The 15537-nt window shown below is 33.4% G+C and carries 17 protein-coding genes; 7 read left to right on the top strand and 10 right to left on the bottom strand.

Going from position 1 to position 15537, the window contains the following annotated elements; translation table 11 throughout:
- The first annotated feature begins 11 nt into the window (after nt 1–11).
- A complete protein-coding gene (locus tag B5X64_RS04010) occupies nt 12–1727 on the top strand; it encodes a BspA family leucine-rich repeat surface protein (protein WP_066676190.1) in 1716 nt (571 codons plus the stop codon).
- 103 nt (nt 1728–1830) lie between these two features.
- Here the strand turns inward: B5X64_RS04010 and purE are convergent, their stop codons facing one another.
- Nucleotides 1831–2334 carry a 5-(carboxyamino)imidazole ribonucleotide mutase gene (purE, locus tag B5X64_RS04015; RefSeq protein WP_066676194.1) on the bottom strand — a complete coding sequence of 168 codons (504 nt, stop codon included), beginning with the start codon at nt 2332–2334 and terminating at the stop codon, nt 1831–1833.
- Between the two features lie 137 nt (nt 2335–2471).
- Between purE and B5X64_RS04020 the strand changes: the two genes are divergently transcribed.
- Both B5X64_RS04020 and B5X64_RS04025 read left to right on the top strand, forming a co-directional pair.
- Complete coding sequence (locus B5X64_RS04020; protein WP_079464033.1) at nt 2472–3380, top strand: DMT family transporter; 909 nt, start codon at nt 2472–2474, stop codon at nt 3378–3380.
- Between the two features lie 39 nt (nt 3381–3419).
- Nucleotides 3420–4007, top strand: a complete 588-nt coding sequence (locus B5X64_RS04025; protein ID WP_079464034.1) for a hypothetical protein — start codon at nt 3420–3422, stop codon at nt 4005–4007.
- Nucleotides 4008–4190: 183 nt separating this feature from the next.
- On the opposite strand, the gene B5X64_RS04030 is transcribed toward B5X64_RS04025, so the two are convergent.
- Both B5X64_RS04030 and B5X64_RS04035 read right to left on the bottom strand, forming a co-directional pair.
- A complete protein-coding gene (locus B5X64_RS04030) occupies nt 4191–5300 on the bottom strand; it encodes a 5-(carboxyamino)imidazole ribonucleotide synthase (protein ID WP_079464035.1) in 1110 nt (369 codons plus the stop codon).
- 168 nt (nt 5301–5468) lie between these two features.
- The gene (locus tag B5X64_RS04035; RefSeq protein ID WP_079464036.1) at nt 5469–6017 is read right to left on the bottom strand and encodes a DUF1543 domain-containing protein; all 549 of its coding nucleotides are present in this window, start codon (nt 6015–6017) and stop codon (nt 5469–5471) included.
- Nucleotides 6018–6104: 87 nt separating this feature from the next.
- Between B5X64_RS04035 and B5X64_RS04040 the strand changes: the two genes are divergently transcribed.
- Together B5X64_RS04040 and B5X64_RS04045 are read left to right on the top strand one after the other, a co-directional pair.
- Nucleotides 6105–6935, top strand: a complete 831-nt coding sequence (locus tag B5X64_RS04040) for a sulfite exporter TauE/SafE family protein (RefSeq protein ID WP_079464037.1) — start codon at nt 6105–6107, stop codon at nt 6933–6935.
- Nucleotides 6932–7315, top strand: coding sequence for a DUF1634 domain-containing protein (locus B5X64_RS04045; protein ID WP_079464038.1), 384 nt, complete (start codon nt 6932–6934; stop codon nt 7313–7315). The genes B5X64_RS04040 and B5X64_RS04045 overlap by 4 nt, the downstream gene beginning before the upstream one ends.
- A gap of 33 nt (nt 7316–7348) precedes the next feature.
- Here the strand turns inward: B5X64_RS04045 and gloA2 are convergent, their stop codons facing one another.
- On the bottom strand, nt 7349–7726 hold the full coding sequence (gene gloA2 / locus B5X64_RS04050) for an SMU1112c/YaeR family gloxylase I-like metalloprotein (RefSeq protein ID WP_079464039.1): 378 nt from the start codon (nt 7724–7726) through the stop codon (nt 7349–7351).
- A gap of 7 nt (nt 7727–7733) precedes the next feature.
- A complete protein-coding gene (locus B5X64_RS04055; protein ID WP_228418732.1) occupies nt 7734–8066 on the bottom strand; it encodes a hypothetical protein in 333 nt (110 codons plus the stop codon).
- Nucleotides 8067–8286: 220 nt separating this feature from the next.
- Here B5X64_RS04055 and B5X64_RS04060 point away from each other — a divergent pair, with 220 nt between their 5' ends.
- Complete coding sequence (locus B5X64_RS04060; RefSeq protein WP_079464040.1) at nt 8287–9369, top strand: endonuclease/exonuclease/phosphatase family protein; 1083 nt, start codon at nt 8287–8289, stop codon at nt 9367–9369.
- Between the two features lie 32 nt (nt 9370–9401).
- Here B5X64_RS04060 and B5X64_RS04065 read toward each other — a convergent pair whose 3' ends face one another.
- Complete coding sequence (locus B5X64_RS04065; protein ID WP_079464041.1) at nt 9402–10097, bottom strand: phosphatase PAP2 family protein; 696 nt, start codon at nt 10095–10097, stop codon at nt 9402–9404.
- Between the two features lie 184 nt (nt 10098–10281).
- Here B5X64_RS04065 and B5X64_RS04070 point away from each other — a divergent pair, with 184 nt between their 5' ends.
- Nucleotides 10282–10713: a hypothetical protein gene (locus tag B5X64_RS04070; RefSeq protein WP_079464042.1), complete on the top strand. Its 432-nt coding sequence runs from the start codon at nt 10282–10284 to the stop codon at nt 10711–10713.
- A gap of 98 nt (nt 10714–10811) precedes the next feature.
- Here the strand turns inward: B5X64_RS04070 and B5X64_RS04075 are convergent, their stop codons facing one another.
- The 4 genes from B5X64_RS04075 to B5X64_RS04090 all read right to left on the bottom strand — a co-directional run bounded on the left by B5X64_RS04075 (nt 10812) and on the right by B5X64_RS04090 (nt 15221).
- Nucleotides 10812–11126 carry a GIY-YIG nuclease family protein gene (locus tag B5X64_RS04075; protein WP_079464043.1) on the bottom strand — a complete coding sequence of 105 codons (315 nt, stop codon included), beginning with the start codon at nt 11124–11126 and terminating at the stop codon, nt 10812–10814.
- Nucleotides 11127–11311: 185 nt separating this feature from the next.
- Nucleotides 11312–12370, bottom strand: a complete 1059-nt coding sequence (locus tag B5X64_RS04080) for a diphosphomevalonate decarboxylase (RefSeq protein WP_079464044.1) — start codon at nt 12368–12370, stop codon at nt 11312–11314.
- A 62-nt stretch (nt 12371–12432) separates the two neighbouring features.
- A complete protein-coding gene (locus B5X64_RS04085; protein ID WP_079464045.1) occupies nt 12433–14205 on the bottom strand; it encodes an AMP-dependent synthetase/ligase in 1773 nt (590 codons plus the stop codon).
- Nucleotides 14205–15221 (bottom strand): NAD-dependent epimerase/dehydratase family protein, encoded by a 1017-nt coding sequence (locus tag B5X64_RS04090; protein ID WP_079464046.1) that lies wholly within the window; start codon nt 15219–15221, stop codon nt 14205–14207. The genes B5X64_RS04085 and B5X64_RS04090 overlap by 1 nt, the downstream gene beginning before the upstream one ends.
- Nucleotides 15222–15537: the final 316 nt, after the last annotated feature.

Here is a 15537-nt window from a genome sequence, read left to right on the forward strand (position 1 = left end):
AAATCAAAAATATGAAAAAGACATTTTTTTTGTTTTTCTTTATTATCATTTCGTTTTTTGCTCAGGCTCAAAATGAGTTTATCACCATCTGGGAACCCGGTTTTACAACTAATCCGACAATAAACATCAATGCACCTTTTCAATCCAATTCCAACCAAATATGGTTTCCTGGTATAGGAGAAAATTATACTATCGAATGGGAGGAAGTCGGCTATCCGCAAAACAATGGCATCATGACCAATGTAACTTCTACCAGCCAGGTATTGATAGATTTCGGCCCTGTACGCGAAGGAAGTGCTCCTGCGACTCAGTACAGAGTAAAAGTATCCAACGGAAACGGAATTTTCAGACAGATACAATTTGCCACCCACTTGCCTTTTAATAATAATATTGAAACCAATGTTCCTAATATTCAGTTATATGGTAATTCAGAAAAGATCAGAGAGATTGAACAATGGGGGAACATTGTCTGGAGCACCATGAAATGTGCTTTTACCAACTGTCAAAAACTACAGCTTACGGCAACAGACAGCCCGAATTTAAGTATGGTCACAGATGCATCGCTTATGTTTTACAGAGCCTTTGAGTTTTTAGGAGCAAGCTCTATGCAGAATTGGGATACTTCGAACATTAAAAATTTCAGTTTTATGTTTGCAGCTCATTACAGTGGGATTAATTTTGCAACACTTCCGCTATATTTCAATCCTCCGTATTTAGGTAATTGGAATATGTCTTCTGCAAACGATCTCAGCTATATGTTCACAGCAAGAGATTTATTTAACCAAAACCTCAACAACTGGAATGTTTCTAATGTCTCGAAGATGAACTGGATGTTTGCATTTTGTGAAAATTTTAATCAGCCTTTAAATAATTGGAATACTTCAAGTCTTACAGATATGCACTACATGTTTAGTAATAACGCCGCCTTTAATCAACCTCTGGATAACTGGGATGTTTCTAATGTTAAAAATATGAATACGGCTTTCGGTGGTTGCAGTTCCTTCAATCAACCTTTGAATGTTTGGAATGTAGCAAATGTCACAAAAATGAATAATCTATTTGCTGGAACTACAGTTTTTAATCAACCTCTCAATTCCTGGGATGTAGGAAACGTCACCACTATGAATGGAATGTTCAGTTCTGCTGTGAACTTTAACCAACCGCTATCATCATGGAACGTCAGGAAAGTGACAGAAATGTCTAATATGTTCTCTGGCGCAAGTAGTTTCAATCAATCATTAGAAAACTGGAATTTGAGTGCTTTGGTTTTAGCCCATAAAATGCTTTTCAATACAGGTCTGAACTGTATCAATTACAGTAAAACACTTTCAGGTTGGGCAGATAACCCCAGCGCTCCCAATAACATCAACTTATCATCTGTAGAACCTGCTGTATACGCAGCAAATATTTTACCTAAAAGAACTATTTTGATTAATAAAGGATGGACAATCACCAACGATGTTATGGGAACCTGTATACTGTCAACTTCAGAATATCCTGGTGTAAAAGAGTTTTCAATTTATCCAAACCCTGCGACAGATTTTATTTATTTGAAAAACAGTAATCAATCATTAGATTACAGCATCTTTGAATTAAGCGGAAAAATAGTTTTACAAGGAGCGTTGAAAAATAACGAAATCAACATTAAAAATCTTAGCAAAGGCAACTACATTTTACAGGTCAAAACAAAAGATGGTATAGAAAATTTTAAATTCATCAAAAAATAAAAACAAAAGCCTCGCAAAATTGTGAGGCTTTGTTATATGTAAAGATGACAAGTCAATTATTGAGTGAAGTAAAATTCACTATTGACAATTTCTCAATCACAAATTAATTATCGTATTGGTTAGGATGCTTTGCTTTAATATCATCTACCGTTCCCAAAACTTTATCTTTTAAAGTATCTTGGTAAACCTGTAGTTTTTCTGCAATTTCTTCGTTTCCGCTTCCTAATATCTTTGCTGCTAAAATTCCAGCGTTCAATGCTCCATTTAACGCAACTGTTGCCACAGGAATTCCGCCTGGCATTTGTAAAATTGATAAAACAGAATCCCAACCGTCAATAGAATTGCTGGAAAGTATAGGAACTCCGATTACAGGTAAAGTAGTACAACTTGCAACCATTCCCGGAAGATGAGCAGCTCCGCCAGCTCCGGCAACAATTACCTTCAACCCTCTTTCTTTAGCTGTTTTTGCATAATCAAACATTCTTTCCGGAGTTCTGTGAGCCGAAACCACAGTCAGTTCGTAAGGAATGTCTAAACTTTTCAGAAAATTAGCCGCCAGTTCCATAATCGGTAAGTCGCTCTGACTTCCCATAATAATTCCTACCATTTTTTCAATTTTATTAGACCTCAAAGATAAGGATTTTAAAAAAGTGAATCACCAATTCTGTAACTTCAAAATTCTGCTGTTCTGTACCCATTTGTTCTGACTCATTATCTCTATATTTGCAGACGATTCACTCCATTTTGAAAAATTACAAACTTACTGTCGCCATCCTCACTGTCGCCATTGTCTGGGGCACTACATTTTTATCCATCCGTGTGGCTGTAGAAACTATTCCGGCATGGTTTGTTGCTGGGATCCGTCAGTTTTTAGCGGCGATAATCATGTTGGTTATACTTTTCTACAGAAAAGAATTCAAATGGATCGGCTGGAAAAATCTAGGTTATCAGATTATTTTTTCAACGTTAATGCTCATTATTGCCAACGGAATGACCACCGTTGCCGAAGAAACCGTAACCAGTAGTTTGGCTTCATTAATGAGCGCCTGTTCACCCATCGCTGTCTTTTTAGGAAGTGTGGCTTTTGGATTACAAAAATTCAGTTTTCGGGCTTTAATAGGCATAATACTATGTTTTAGTGGTATTCTTTTTATATTTTGGGATGGTTTGAATGATTTATCAAATCCAGATTATTTAATGGGTATTATTTTTCTTTTTGCTGCCATTTTAGGGTGGGCGTCGGGAACTATTTTCACTAAAAAACTAAACCTTCAAAGTAAAAATATCACGCTTAATCTTTTCTATCAATTTCTATTTGCCGGTGTTATACAGCTTTGTTTTGCCTTTCTTTTTTCAGAATCCTATAACTTTGAAAACTGGAGTATAAAAAGTATTTCGGCAATGCTTTATCTTGCAGTTTTTGGTTCTGTAGCGGCTTTCTTTGCATTTCACTATGCTTTAACAAAAATCTCTCCAGTACAGGTTTCAATTTTAGCTTATATCAATACGATTATTTCTATATTTTTAAGCTGGCTGATTTTAGATGAAAAAATTTCGGCTAAATTTATCATTGCAGCAGTACTGATTATCGCCGGAGTTTTTATTATTAATTATAATCCGGAACTTTTTAAGAGGAAAAAGATTGAAAACTAAATTGAATAATGTTTAATATTGAGTATCATAAATTGTTACATGAAAAACTCGTTTTTATATTTTGCTTTTACCTTATTTATATTTATCAATTATAAATCTCAAAACTCGAATAATTTATTTGACAAGACTGTTTTTGAAGTTAAAGGAGATTTAAATAAAGACAATCTCATTGATATGGTTACTGTAAAAGAAAATTCAAAAAGTAAATACAATCCTTATCAATTAGAAATAAAATTTAAAAATACCCATGGAGAATTAACCTCCGTCTTCTTATCTGAGAAAGTAATACCAAATAAATTTCCTTATGGTGATGAAAGAACGGAAGTTATTCTTGAAAACTTAGAAATAAAAAATGGCATTTTAATATTTAGTAATCAATTAATTCGTGGAAGACTCACTCATAAATTCAGATTTCAAAACGGAAACTTTGAACTTATAGGATATACATTTCATAATGCTAGTCCCGGATTTATCGAATATGTAGATTATAATTTATCTACAGGAAAGAAAATTTTAAGAAAAACGGCTTACGAAACAGATAAAGTTTTAAGTTTACTAGAAACTTCAGAAAAAATAAATCCACTGCCAAAACTTCAGGATTTTACGCCTTTCGATTTTATGTATTAAAAAATTATGAATAAAATTATTCCTCTATTTTTAACAATGATTTCATGTATTGATATATGACGCCGGTTTAGCTGGTCTTATTTATTGTTGAATTCAACGGAGAAAAAGTGGACGATTGATCAGCCGAAAATTAAATAAAAAAAGACTGCTTTTGGGCAGTCTTTCTCAATATATTTCAAAACGTTAAGCAATCACTCTTACCATCGCTTTTACTTGGATCAGTTTCTCCATCAACTCTTCTCTGGATTCTGCCAAAACATTGATGTGTCCCATTTTTCTTCCGGGCTTGGTTTCTGTTTTTCCGTAAAGGTGAATATAGGTTTCCGGAAGTTTTAAAACGTCTTCCATTCCTTCATAAATTACTTTTCCTGAAAACCCTTCTGCACCGACCAAATTCAGCATTCCGCTGTAAATAACGGCATCAGTATCTGCCAAAGGAAGATTTTTTACCACACGATACATTTGCTCGAATTGCGAATTGGCATTTCCTTCCTGACTTTGATGTCCTGAATTGTGAAGTCTCGGCGCGGTTTCATTGACCCAAACTTTTCCTTCTTTATCCAGAAATAATTCAATAGCAAAAAGTCCCGGAGAATTTACGGCATTCAGAAATTTCTCGGTAATTGAATCGATTTGATCTTCAATGTCTTCACTTAAAAAAACCGGACAAATATTAAAATCAAGCAAATTTAATTTAGGATCGGCAACCATTTCCGTTACAGGAAAAATTTGAGTTTCTCCGTTTTCGTTTTTGGCAACAATTACCGAAAGTTCTTTGTCTATATCAACTAGTTTTTCAAGAACAGAATCCTTAATCCAAAGGTTCTTCATGTCTTCATTCGTACGGATAACCTGAACTCCTTTTCCGTCGTAACCTCCCGTATTCATTTTCTGTACAAAAGGAAGTGGTATTTTTATTTCATCTGAACTCCCATCCATAATTTCAAAATCAGGACTTGGAATATCATGAGCTTTATAAAATTGCTTTTGAAGAATTTTTTGCTGAATGGTTTTAATGATTTGCGCATTCGGAACCACTTTTATCCCTTGGTTTTCAAGTTCTGCCAAAGCATCTGCATTTACATGTTCGATTTCAATCGTTACTACATCTTTATCTTTTCCGAAATTCAAAACGGTTTCGTAATCATTAAAACTCCCTTGCGTAAAATGCGAAATATTATGACAAGGCGCATCTGCAGCCGGATCTAAAGTGTAAAATTCATCGTCATACTTCAGCGCTTCCTGAATCAACATTCTGCCCAGCTGTCCGCCTCCCAAAATTCCTATTTTCATTTCTTTCTTTAATTTTTTCTATTAGATTTAATTTTTTCTAAATTTTTAAACATCCAAATTGTCATTCCGACGAAGGAGAAATCTCTACATTGAATATTTGAGATTCTTCACTCCAATACGTTTCGTTCAGAAATCGAAGATTCGACGAAGTCAATGACATTAGAACATCTAAATTTTATCAATTTTCAAATATCCCAATCCCATCAGATTTTCCTGATTTTCGGCATCAGACTTCACTAAAAAAATTGAATATTTTTCTTTCATTTTTTCGGGTAGAATATCGTTGACATTAAAAATATCATCAATATCAACACCGTGTTTATCATCGATATGACTTACCGCACCTTCAAATCCCATTGTTTTATAAAACTCGGTCTGTTTGGCTTTTTTCACAATTTCAGCCATTGAAGTTCCAACCATTAAATGTTGCTCGTGAAACTCTTCAAAATATCCTTTTTTATAACCACCCAAATTGATAAAATACAGTTGATTTTCTGAAACTTCTTCTCCTTTTTCTACGATTTTCACTTCAAAACCATCTGCAAATTTCACTTCCTGATAACAGTCGAGATGAATTTTTCCGTCGGCTTCTTTCCAGAAATCTTTAATATCCGGAACTAAATCTTTGAGACTTTCAGCGATACCAAAGAAAACATCATGCTGTTCTATATTTCTACCTTTTGGCGTTGCACCGAGGATCATATAAAATAACTTCATTTTGAATTTTATTTTTGCAAAAATACGGCAAAAAATAATCTTGGGTTAATGTTTGCCTGAAAACCGCAATAGTTTTATATTTGTAGCATGTCGGAGATCATTATTCTTTTTCTTGGCGCTATCTCGGCCGGGCTTTTAGGTTCGCTCACCGGTTTGGGAGGTGGAGTTATCATTATCCCTTTATTAACGCTTGGTTTCGGTGTTCCTATGCATTATGCAATTGGTGCTTCATTGATTTCGGTAATCGGAACTTCTTCCGGAGCTGCCGTTGCTTTCGTAAAAGAAGGCTTTACCAATATGAGGATCGGAATGTTTCTGGAGATTGCAACCACTTCAGGAGCAATTGTGGGAGCTTTGGTTTCCGGAATGCTGAATCCTAATACCATCGGGATCATCTTCGCAAGTATTCTTTTGCTTACGGTTATTTTAAATCTAAAAGGAAAACCCGATCATCAGGAAGCTTTAATTAAAGGAAGTGTTGAAGATAAGCTCAAGCTTTATGGTACTTTTCCCGATAAAGGTGTTGTGAAAAACTATGCAGCAAGAAATACCATTCCCGGATTTTTCATGATGATGTTTGCAGGAGCAATGTCAGGACTTTTAGGAATCGGTTCCGGGGCTTTGAAAGTTTTGGCAATGGATAATATGATGAGACTGCCTTTCAAAGTTTCTACAACAACCAGTAACTTTATGATTGGAGTAACTGCCGTTGCAAGTTCACTAATCTATTTCCAGAGAGGAGAAATTATCCCCGTAATTGTAGCGCCTGTTTTAGTGGGTGTTGTGGTTGGAAGTTTTATAGGATCTAAGACTTTAATGGTTTCAAAAACAAAGAAACTGAAGACATTTTTCGCAATTGTTATTACAATTCTTTCAGTTTACATGATGTATAACGGTATTAGAAGCAATTTCTCATGAGAAAAGATTTTACAGATGTTGATCTTAACCGTTCTGTTGGGAATCTCCTTCGTTTGGGCGTTATTTTATCGGTTATCACTTCGCTGGTTGGTTTCGTGAAGCTTTTCATGGAAGGTTTCCAAATGCCCAGAAAATACAAGCTTCTTGACATGGGAACTTCTTCAGAGAAAGTCTGGAGTCATTTTTGGGAAACACTTTGCAAAGGTGAAGGGATGGCCATCATTCAATTGGGAATTCTGATGCTAATTTTCACACCATTGATGAGAATTATTTTCGCATTAATCGGTTACCTTAAAGAAAAAGATTACGTTTATGTGATCATATCTTCAATTGTTTTAGCAATTATGGCGGTGAGTTTCTTTACGGGTTATGCACATTAATTATAATTGATGATTGATCAACGATAATTGATTTTAGTTCTCATAAAATTCCAGCGGTAAATCATCCGGGTCTTGTGTAAAGAAAAATTCTTTTTCAGTAAACTCATCAATTCGGATTTCTTCACAATTTAATCCTTTTTGAATTAATTCTTCACGTTTTTCGTTCACGTTTTCTACAGAGAATGCCAAATGTCTTAAGCCACAAGATTCCGGTCTTGAAGGTCGTTGCGGAGGATTAGGAAAAGAAAATAGCTCAATCACATAATGATCTCCGATGGCTAAATCTAATTTATAAGATTGTCTTTCTTCACGATAAACCTCACGGATAATATTTAAACCTAAAATTTGAGTATAAAACTTTTTTGAAACCTCGTAATCTGAGCAAATGATGGCAATATGATGAATTTTCATTTTTAAATTATTTATTACAGTTTGTTCTTCTTGTATCGATTAAATATTGAATTTTCCAGACATTATTTTGTTTGACTAACTGGAAGCTATTGGCTCCGCAATGTGAAAATTTTCCTTTGTAATAGAATTCGTACGGTGTAAAAACGCTCGCTAAATTTCCATCAATGTTAATCGCTTCAAATTTAATCTTTTCGTCTGCATCATTCTTTGATAACTTAGAAAAAGAAGATAAGAAATTTTGTAGTTTTTCTGTTTTCACCACATCGCTTTTTGTTATCGTTTGTAAAATTGCATTATCTGCAAAAACAGATTTTATCATGATCGTATCTGCATTTTTCATTCCTGTAAAAGCTTTTCTACACTTTCTTTCACTAAATCACTGTCCGTTTTCTGTCCGAAGCAAAACGAGCTTAAAAGCAATAGAATGATGATAATCTTTCCCATACTACGAAATTTAAACTTTAAAATTAAAAAATATATGGTTTAACAGCGCTATTTAAATCAAAACTGGCACGAAATTACCTGAAAATAACTTATTTTTATTTTATATCTGAAGAAATATGTGGGAAACTTACCTTGTTCTAAGTGCTTTATTACTGATTTTAACCATTTTACCGAAAATTCCGAGCCCGCATTGGATTTTTCGCTTTCCCGATTTTGGTAAAATTCAGATCACTTATTTTACAATCATCACTTTCGCTTTCGGATTTATCATCGAAAAAACAGAATATTTCTGGTATCTGCAAGGTTTATTATTGGCTATGATTATTTATCATGGGATTACTTTAATTAAATACACCCCGCTTTATAAAGTCAAAAAACATCCACAAACAAAGAACTCTTCAAAAAAATATCATTTCATTTCTGCCAATGTTTATCAGTTTAATACAGATTTTGAAAAGTTTATTCAATTAATCAACAAAAATAAACCTGAGATATTCTTAACAATGGAAAGCAATGGCAATTGGGAAAAAGCGCTGCAGGCTTTAGAAAAAGATTATCCTTACCAACATAAAGTTACGCTTGAAAATACATACGGAATGCATTTTTATTCTAAAATAAAAATTGAAGAATCAAAAACGCATTATTTTGTAGCGGATGACATTCCGAGTATTGAAGCACATTTAAAAACCGAAGATGGTTTTGAATTTGTATTTTTTGGAGTTCATCCTCCACCGCCAAGTCCGACCGAAGAAGAAACTTCAAAAGAAAGAGATGGTGATATTCTCAGTGTTGCCAAAAGAGTAACCGAAATAAAAAAACCGGTGATCGTTGTAGGTGATTTCAATAATGTTGCATGGTCTAAATCTTCCATTTTATTCAGAAAGACGAGTCATTTAATTGATCCTAGAGTCGGACATGACTTTGTGTCTACTTTTCATGCAAAATACAGGCTTTTCAGATTTCCTATTGACCTGATGTTTCATAGTGAAGACATTTTCATCAAAGATTTAAAAACATTAGAAAATTTCGGTTCAGACCATCTTCCTGTCTATTGCGAATTTTTCATCGATCATCACAATGATGATCAGGAAGAACGTGTAGAAGAGGCTGATTCTGAAGAAAAAGCCGAAGCTGAGGAAATGATAGAAGAAGGAAAAGAAGAAGACGGAGAGCGTGATGCGGTGGTGACTGAAGATTGATAAATACCCCTAAAAACCCAGATTAGATATTTTTATTGAATCTCAGTCGATTTATTTTTACTTCTGAGATAAAGACTTCCTGTAAACATGACAAAAAGAACTCCAACGATGAATCCGCCAATCACATCTGTAAACCAATGTGCTCCCAAATAAATACGTGAAAAAGCTCCCAAAACAATCATTGCTAAACAAATTGATGAAATCATTATTTTCCAGGATAATTTTAAAATACTCGAAGAAATAGCAATCACCATCAATGTTCCGAAAAAAGCAGTATAAAATAAAACATGACCGCTGGGAAAGCTTTGATAGTGTGTTTCTTCAACTATTCTTACAAAATCTGTAGTAGGTCTTGGACGGTCGATAAGCATTTTTAAAACATAACTTACACCGCCAGATAAAAGACATGACAATACAAAAAAAGCTTCTTTAATATATTTGAATGCAAAGAAAATTATAGAAAACACAATAACCATAATCGCTGCCACATAAACAGTTCCCAGCCAACTGAAACCTTTCATCAAAACATCTAAAATGGCACTTGGCTCTTCCTGCAACTCCTGAGAAACGAGAAGATCCCAAGATTTTGGGGATGAATCAACAACATAAAAACTCAAAAGGAGAAAAACAATGATAAAAAAAATAGAAAAACATAGAAATAGTGTTTTTCTTTTATCTCTGAAATAGGTTGAGAAATTACTCAGAAACTCATTATTTTTGAACTCCATATGATATGCTGAATTTGAATTGTTTTAATTGAATAATCATTTGGGTTGCAAATTTGATGCAAATCATTTCTAAACTAACAAATTAATTATTTTTATTTTTCTAAATTTATTTCTACTAAGTTTTCAGAAACTTTATGAATGTCAAATGCATGTTTCAGTACAATAAAATTGATTCTGATTTAATATGAAAAAGCAAATCGCAAAATTGATTGGTTCAGGAATATTTGCCAGTTTTTTGGCAGGAACCATTTTTATGATTGGATTTTTAATTATTATTGATATGCAAACTCCAAATCATTATGAAGACGGAAGGCCAAAAATGAATTGTTTTGGCGGTTTGCAATACGGAATCGCAATAGGAATTCAAATCTTAATAGCGTTACTTAATTTACCCGCTTTTTTAATTCTATTCAGACAAATCAGAAGAAATAAATACTTTACATTTCTGGCATTTTTCGCAGGATACATTCTTTATTTATTTACAATTTTTGCAAGTCTTTCGGAGTTTTCAGGCGAAGAATATGTTATCATTATTCCCTGGGTTAACTTTTTGGTGTGGATTTTTTATTATTTTAAATTGAGAAAAATGATTAACAGAAATGATGATAATCAATAAAATTTCACATTCACTTTAGCTCTTCTGAAAAAAATGGATCCAGGAAGAATAAATCATGCTCAATTTGTCATTCCGTAGGAATCTAAGCTATTTTATAATTACATTTCAAATAAATGATTCCAAAAATCTAAATTGGGATTAACACATCTTATCAATTCTAATTTTTTATTTCTGGAGAAATTCTTAATCTCTTTTTCCCTTTCAATTGCCTTATGAACCCATCCAAATTTTTCATAATAGATTAGAAACTCAGCATTATATTTAGCTGTGAAGCTATTTTCATTTTGTTTGGTAGAATGTTGAAATAATCTTTTATGAAGATTATTTGTAATACCTGTGTACAAAACAGTTTTTCTTTTATTTGTAAGGATGTAAACATAGAATGTATAAATACCTTCAGAAAATTCTATCATTGTGTTGTTCCATTTTTATTCTTACACCTTAGAGATTGCTTAGATTCCTACGGAATGACAAACGGTATGCTTAAATAAGTAATAAATTTAATAAAAAAACATTACAAAAACTTATTCTCAGTTAATAATATAAAAGCAAAAAAGCGAACTAAATAAGCTCGCTTCTATTAATATGTTTTTTCATTCTAAAACTTCATCACATCCTTCACTACTCCATTTTTCTGAGTATGTTGCAGCAATTCAGCTTCGATAAAAGTTTTTATTTTTTCTTCTGAACCGTCATTTGGAAATAGTAAGTGAACATTTGCACCGGCATCTAAAGTGAAGAATAAAGGTAAATCGGTTTCTCTTCTGAAATCCCAAATTTTATTGATCACTTCTAAAGTTCCTGTTTTCATTAAAATAAATGCAGGGTCGCTCATCATCATCATCGCATGAAGCGTCAATGCTTCGTGTTCTACTAATTTTATAAAATGTTGCATATCTCCGCTTTTCAAGATTTCTTTCATGGGAACAAAATTTTCTCTTGCCTCTTGAAATCTTCTTTCAGCATAAGGATTCGTATTCATCAAACCATGACCAACTGTAGAAGAAACGCTTTTTACTCCTTCATGAATCAGTAAAACCCAATCGTTAAAATCTTTAAAAATATCATGAATTTCTGTATTAGGATATTGTACTGCGAACAAGTCTGAACTTCCATTTACCTGATCAGATTCACCCCAAACAACCAATCCGTTGTAAAGGCTTCTGCAAGCACTTCCACTCCCTAATCTTGCTAAAAAAGAGGCTTTTGTTAAAGATTCTTCGTCAGATTTTTTTCCGGAAAAACTTTCATCCAATTTCATCAGACATTTTGCAATCGCTCCAAACCCTGATGCTGAACTCGCAATTCCTGAACTGTGAGGAAATGTGTTTTCTGTTTTAATGATATATTTTCCTTGTAGAATCCAAGGAAGATACTGCTCGATATTTTTAAAATATTTTTCAATTTTTTCGGCAAATTTTACTTCTTCGTTTCCTGATAGAAAAGTTTGCACAAAAAATGCTTCGTTGGCAACAAACTCCATCTCAGTATTTGTTTTGCAGTGATTTAATGTAAAACTGATACTCGGATTTGCAGGAATCTGATCCTTATACTTCCCCCAATATTTAATCAAGGCAATATTTGACGGGCAGCTTTCTGAAACCGTTTTAGATTGTATATTAAATTCTTTTTTTCCTAAAAATTCTTGTGTTGTCATCGTTTAATTACTAAACTTTTAATTTTTATATTTTTTGTATCAACCTAAATTTCAACCTCACATTAATACATCTTTTCAATAATATCTGCATATTTTTTCAGCACGATATTTCTTTTCACTTTTAAAGTTGGGGTAATTTCTCCAGTACCAATTTCAAACTCAGAAGGCATTAAAGTAAATTTCTTCACCTTTTCAAAGTCAGAAAGATGCTTTTGAAATTCGTTTACTTTTTCCTTGTAAAAATCTTGTATTTCTTTCTTTTTTACAATTTCTTCCCAATTGGTAAAAGGGATATTTTTCTTTTGAAGATATTCTTTCAAAAATTCAAAATTAGGAACAATCAAGGCAGAAACAAATTGTTTTCCTTCTGCGATCAAAACAATCTGCTGGATAAAATTATTATTGGTCAACAAATTTTCGATCATTTGCGGGGCAATATATTTTCCATTGGATGTTTTCATCAGATCTTTTATTCTGTCGGTAATAAACAGATTTCCTTTTTCATCAAACTTTCCGGCATCGCCGGTTTTGAACCAACCATCCTGAGTAAAAACTTTTTCGGTTTCTTCGGGTTTGCTGTAATACCCTTTCATAATACCGTTTCCTTTTGCCTGAATTTCGTCTTGTTCACCAATACGAATTTCAACACCCGACAAAGGTTTTCCACAACTTCCGTGCTCAAAATTTGTGAATGGAAAAGCTGTTAAAGTCGCGGTAGTTTCCGTAAGACCGTAACCAACAGTAAGATGAATGTTCACCGACTCAAAAAACTGGGTAACTTCCGGCGACAAGGAAGCGCCTCCGCAAGGCATAAACCAAAGTCTACCGCCCATTTTCTCTTTAATTTTACTGTAAACCAGCAATTCGGCAAATGTTTCTTTTATTTTTAATCCGAATGGAATTTCTTTTTCAGTTCTTCTTAATTCTCCGGTTTGTCTACCTGTTTCCAAAGCCCAGTTAAAGATTTTCTTTTTTAATGACGAACCTTCTTCCGCTTTTTCTAAAACTCCGGCATATACCTTCTGGAAAAACCTCGGTACCGCACACATCATCGTTGGCTTCACTTCTTCCAAGGCTTTGGCGATATTTTTCGGGTCTTCTAGAAAATAAACTCTTGCTCCGCCGTACAAACAAAGCAAGCTCCAGCTTCTTTCGAAAACGTGAGTTAAAGGTAAAAATGCTAATGAAAGCTCTTCTTCAAAATTTTTAAATTTAAAAAATTCAAAATGAGCATCAAATGCTTTAGTGAAATTTCCATGCGTTAGCATCACTCCTTTCGGCATTCCTGTCGTTCCGGAAGTATAAATAATGGTGGCTAAATCATCATCATTTTTAGAAATAATGTCAAGTTCCGGAGAAGATTTGGCAATAAAGTCTTCAAGATAAAAACTGCTGAATTCTTTCTTAATCCAGACTGCTTTTTTAGAAACAATAATTGTTTTAAGATAATTATCTGCGTCTTCTTTTTTCAAAATTTCAAGACATCCGTCATATTGTACCTGATCTCCAACCAAAACAATTTTTGCACCCGAATCTTTCAATATAAATTCTGCCTGTTCAGCATTATTGGTAGAATAAATAGGGACTGTAATGGCACCAATTGACATGCCCGCCAAATCGAAAATCATCCATTCTGCAGAATTTTCGGCATAGATCGCTACTTTATCATTTTCCCCAACACCCGAATCTTTCAGCGCATTGGCCGTTTTATAAACAATTTCGCCAAACTTTTTCCAGCTCAATTCTTTCCAGCCTTCCTTTTTCTTGAAACCTACTGCCGATTTTAAAGGATACTTTTCTATATTTTTTTTAATAATTGCCTCTGCAAGATTCATTATTTTTTGTTCAGCTTTTTGTCGTTAATATAATTGTTGAGATGAAAATCGATACTTTCCTCTACCGGAATAAATTCAAAGTTCAATTTATCCTTAATCTTCTGATTAGAAATAAAATTAAGAGAAGAAACGGCATCAATGTTTGATTTTGTAGCCATTTTCAATTGAGGAAAAATCCACCCGAAAAGAAAATTGGCAATTCTACCGATTTTCAAGGTACTTTTAGAAAGAATTTTAGCATTTTTCAAGCCTAATTTTGTTCTGATCTGTTTTCCAAGATCAGCGTATTTTTTATTTTCCGAAACGATGATAAAACGTTCACCGAAAACATTATTTTCCATAAGCTGGATCGAGATTTCGGCTACATCTCTTACGTCAACATAACTTGTTCCGCCCGAGAAAGTAAAACTGTTGTTCTCAAAAGTCGGAAAAATATCTCCGCTGCTTTTTCCCCAGTTTCCTGTTCCGATGATCATTCCGGGATTGATGATAATTGTGTTTAAACCTTCAGCAGAAGCTCTCCAGATTTCCATTTCAGAAAGATGCTTTGAAATCGCATAAGCAGAATGTTCTTCTTTAGGATTAAAATCTGAACTTTCGTCCAGCTCACCTTTTTCATTAAATAAATCCAGCACAGCAATCGAACTGACGTGAAGAAATTTTTCTACTGTGGAGTTTTCACAAGCAAACAGAAGATTTTCAGTAGCCTTGATGTTGGTATGATACATCTCTTTCTCATCTTTCGGATGAAAACTTACTTTTGCAGCACAGTGGTAAACTTCGGTAATATCTTTTAAGGCAGATTCAACAGCATTAATATCATCAAAATCAACATCGATCCATTCGATTTTATTGAAAAAATCATCGGGATTTTCGGTATAAAACTGATAAGAATGTTTTACTTCGTTGATGTTGCTTGAAGGTCTTTTTGCAGCACGTACTTTTTTACCTTTTTTCAAAAGTTCTAAAACGATGACTCTGCCTAAAATTCCTGTTGCTCCTGTTACAAAAACCATGAATTTAATTCTAATTGGTGACCCACTAAATTTAGTCGATATTATTTTTTATAAAATTGATTTTCGTTAAAATTCAACTGAAAAACAACTTCTGCAAATTTGCAACTTTTTCAGTCAAAACTCATTAGATTTTCATAATTATTCAGTTATATCAGACCATAAAAAAAGGAAACCTACGTGCTAAGTTTCCTTTCTAATATAAATTTGTTAAATACGAATTTCTTACTAAATTCAAGTTAAACATTTTGATATTCGCAATAAAATTAAATTTATTTCGCAAATAATTTTACATAAACAAATATCCTTATCAACTTGA

The organism is Chryseobacterium balustinum (assembly GCF_900168205.1).
In the GTDB taxonomy this organism is placed as follows: domain Bacteria; phylum Bacteroidota; class Bacteroidia; order Flavobacteriales; family Weeksellaceae; genus Chryseobacterium; species Chryseobacterium balustinum.

Bases quoted from the DNA above. Each gene is read 5' to 3' on its own strand.
- B5X64_RS04010 (WP_066676190.1), top strand. From the start codon at position 12: ATGAAAAAGACATTTTTTTTGTTTTTCTTTATTATCATTTCGTTTTTT.
- purE (WP_066676194.1), bottom strand. From the start codon at position 2,334: ATGGTAGGAATTATTATGGGAAGTCAGAGCGACTTACCGATTATGGAA.
- B5X64_RS04025 (WP_079464034.1), top strand. From the start codon at position 3,420: ATGAAAAACTCGTTTTTATATTTTGCTTTTACCTTATTTATATTTATC.
- B5X64_RS04030 (WP_079464035.1), bottom strand. From the start codon at position 5,300: ATGAAAATAGGAATTTTGGGAGGCGGACAGCTGGGCAGAATGTTGATT.
- B5X64_RS04035 (WP_079464036.1), bottom strand. From the start codon at position 6,017: ATGAAGTTATTTTATATGATCCTCGGTGCAACGCCAAAAGGTAGAAAT.
- B5X64_RS04040 (WP_079464037.1), top strand. From the start codon at position 6,105: ATGTCGGAGATCATTATTCTTTTTCTTGGCGCTATCTCGGCCGGGCTT.
- B5X64_RS04045 (WP_079464038.1), top strand. From the start codon at position 6,932: ATGAGAAAAGATTTTACAGATGTTGATCTTAACCGTTCTGTTGGGAAT.
- gloA2 (WP_079464039.1), bottom strand. From the start codon at position 7,726: ATGAAAATTCATCATATTGCCATCATTTGCTCAGATTACGAGGTTTCA.
- B5X64_RS04055 (WP_228418732.1), bottom strand. From the start codon at position 8,066: ATGAAAAATGCAGATACGATCATGATAAAATCTGTTTTTGCAGATAAT.
- B5X64_RS04060 (WP_079464040.1), top strand. From the start codon at position 8,287: ATGTGGGAAACTTACCTTGTTCTAAGTGCTTTATTACTGATTTTAACC.
- B5X64_RS04065 (WP_079464041.1), bottom strand. From the start codon at position 10,097: ATGGAGTTCAAAAATAATGAGTTTCTGAGTAATTTCTCAACCTATTTC.
- B5X64_RS04070 (WP_079464042.1), top strand. From the start codon at position 10,282: ATGAAAAAGCAAATCGCAAAATTGATTGGTTCAGGAATATTTGCCAGT.
- B5X64_RS04075 (WP_079464043.1), bottom strand. From the start codon at position 11,126: ATGATAGAATTTTCTGAAGGTATTTATACATTCTATGTTTACATCCTT.
- B5X64_RS04080 (WP_079464044.1), bottom strand. From the start codon at position 12,370: ATGACAACACAAGAATTTTTAGGAAAAAAAGAATTTAATATACAATCT.
- B5X64_RS04085 (WP_079464045.1), bottom strand. From the start codon at position 14,205: ATGAATCTTGCAGAGGCAATTATTAAAAAAAATATAGAAAAGTATCCT.
- B5X64_RS04090 (WP_079464046.1), bottom strand. From the start codon at position 15,221: ATGGTTTTTGTAACAGGAGCAACAGGAATTTTAGGCAGAGTCATCGTT.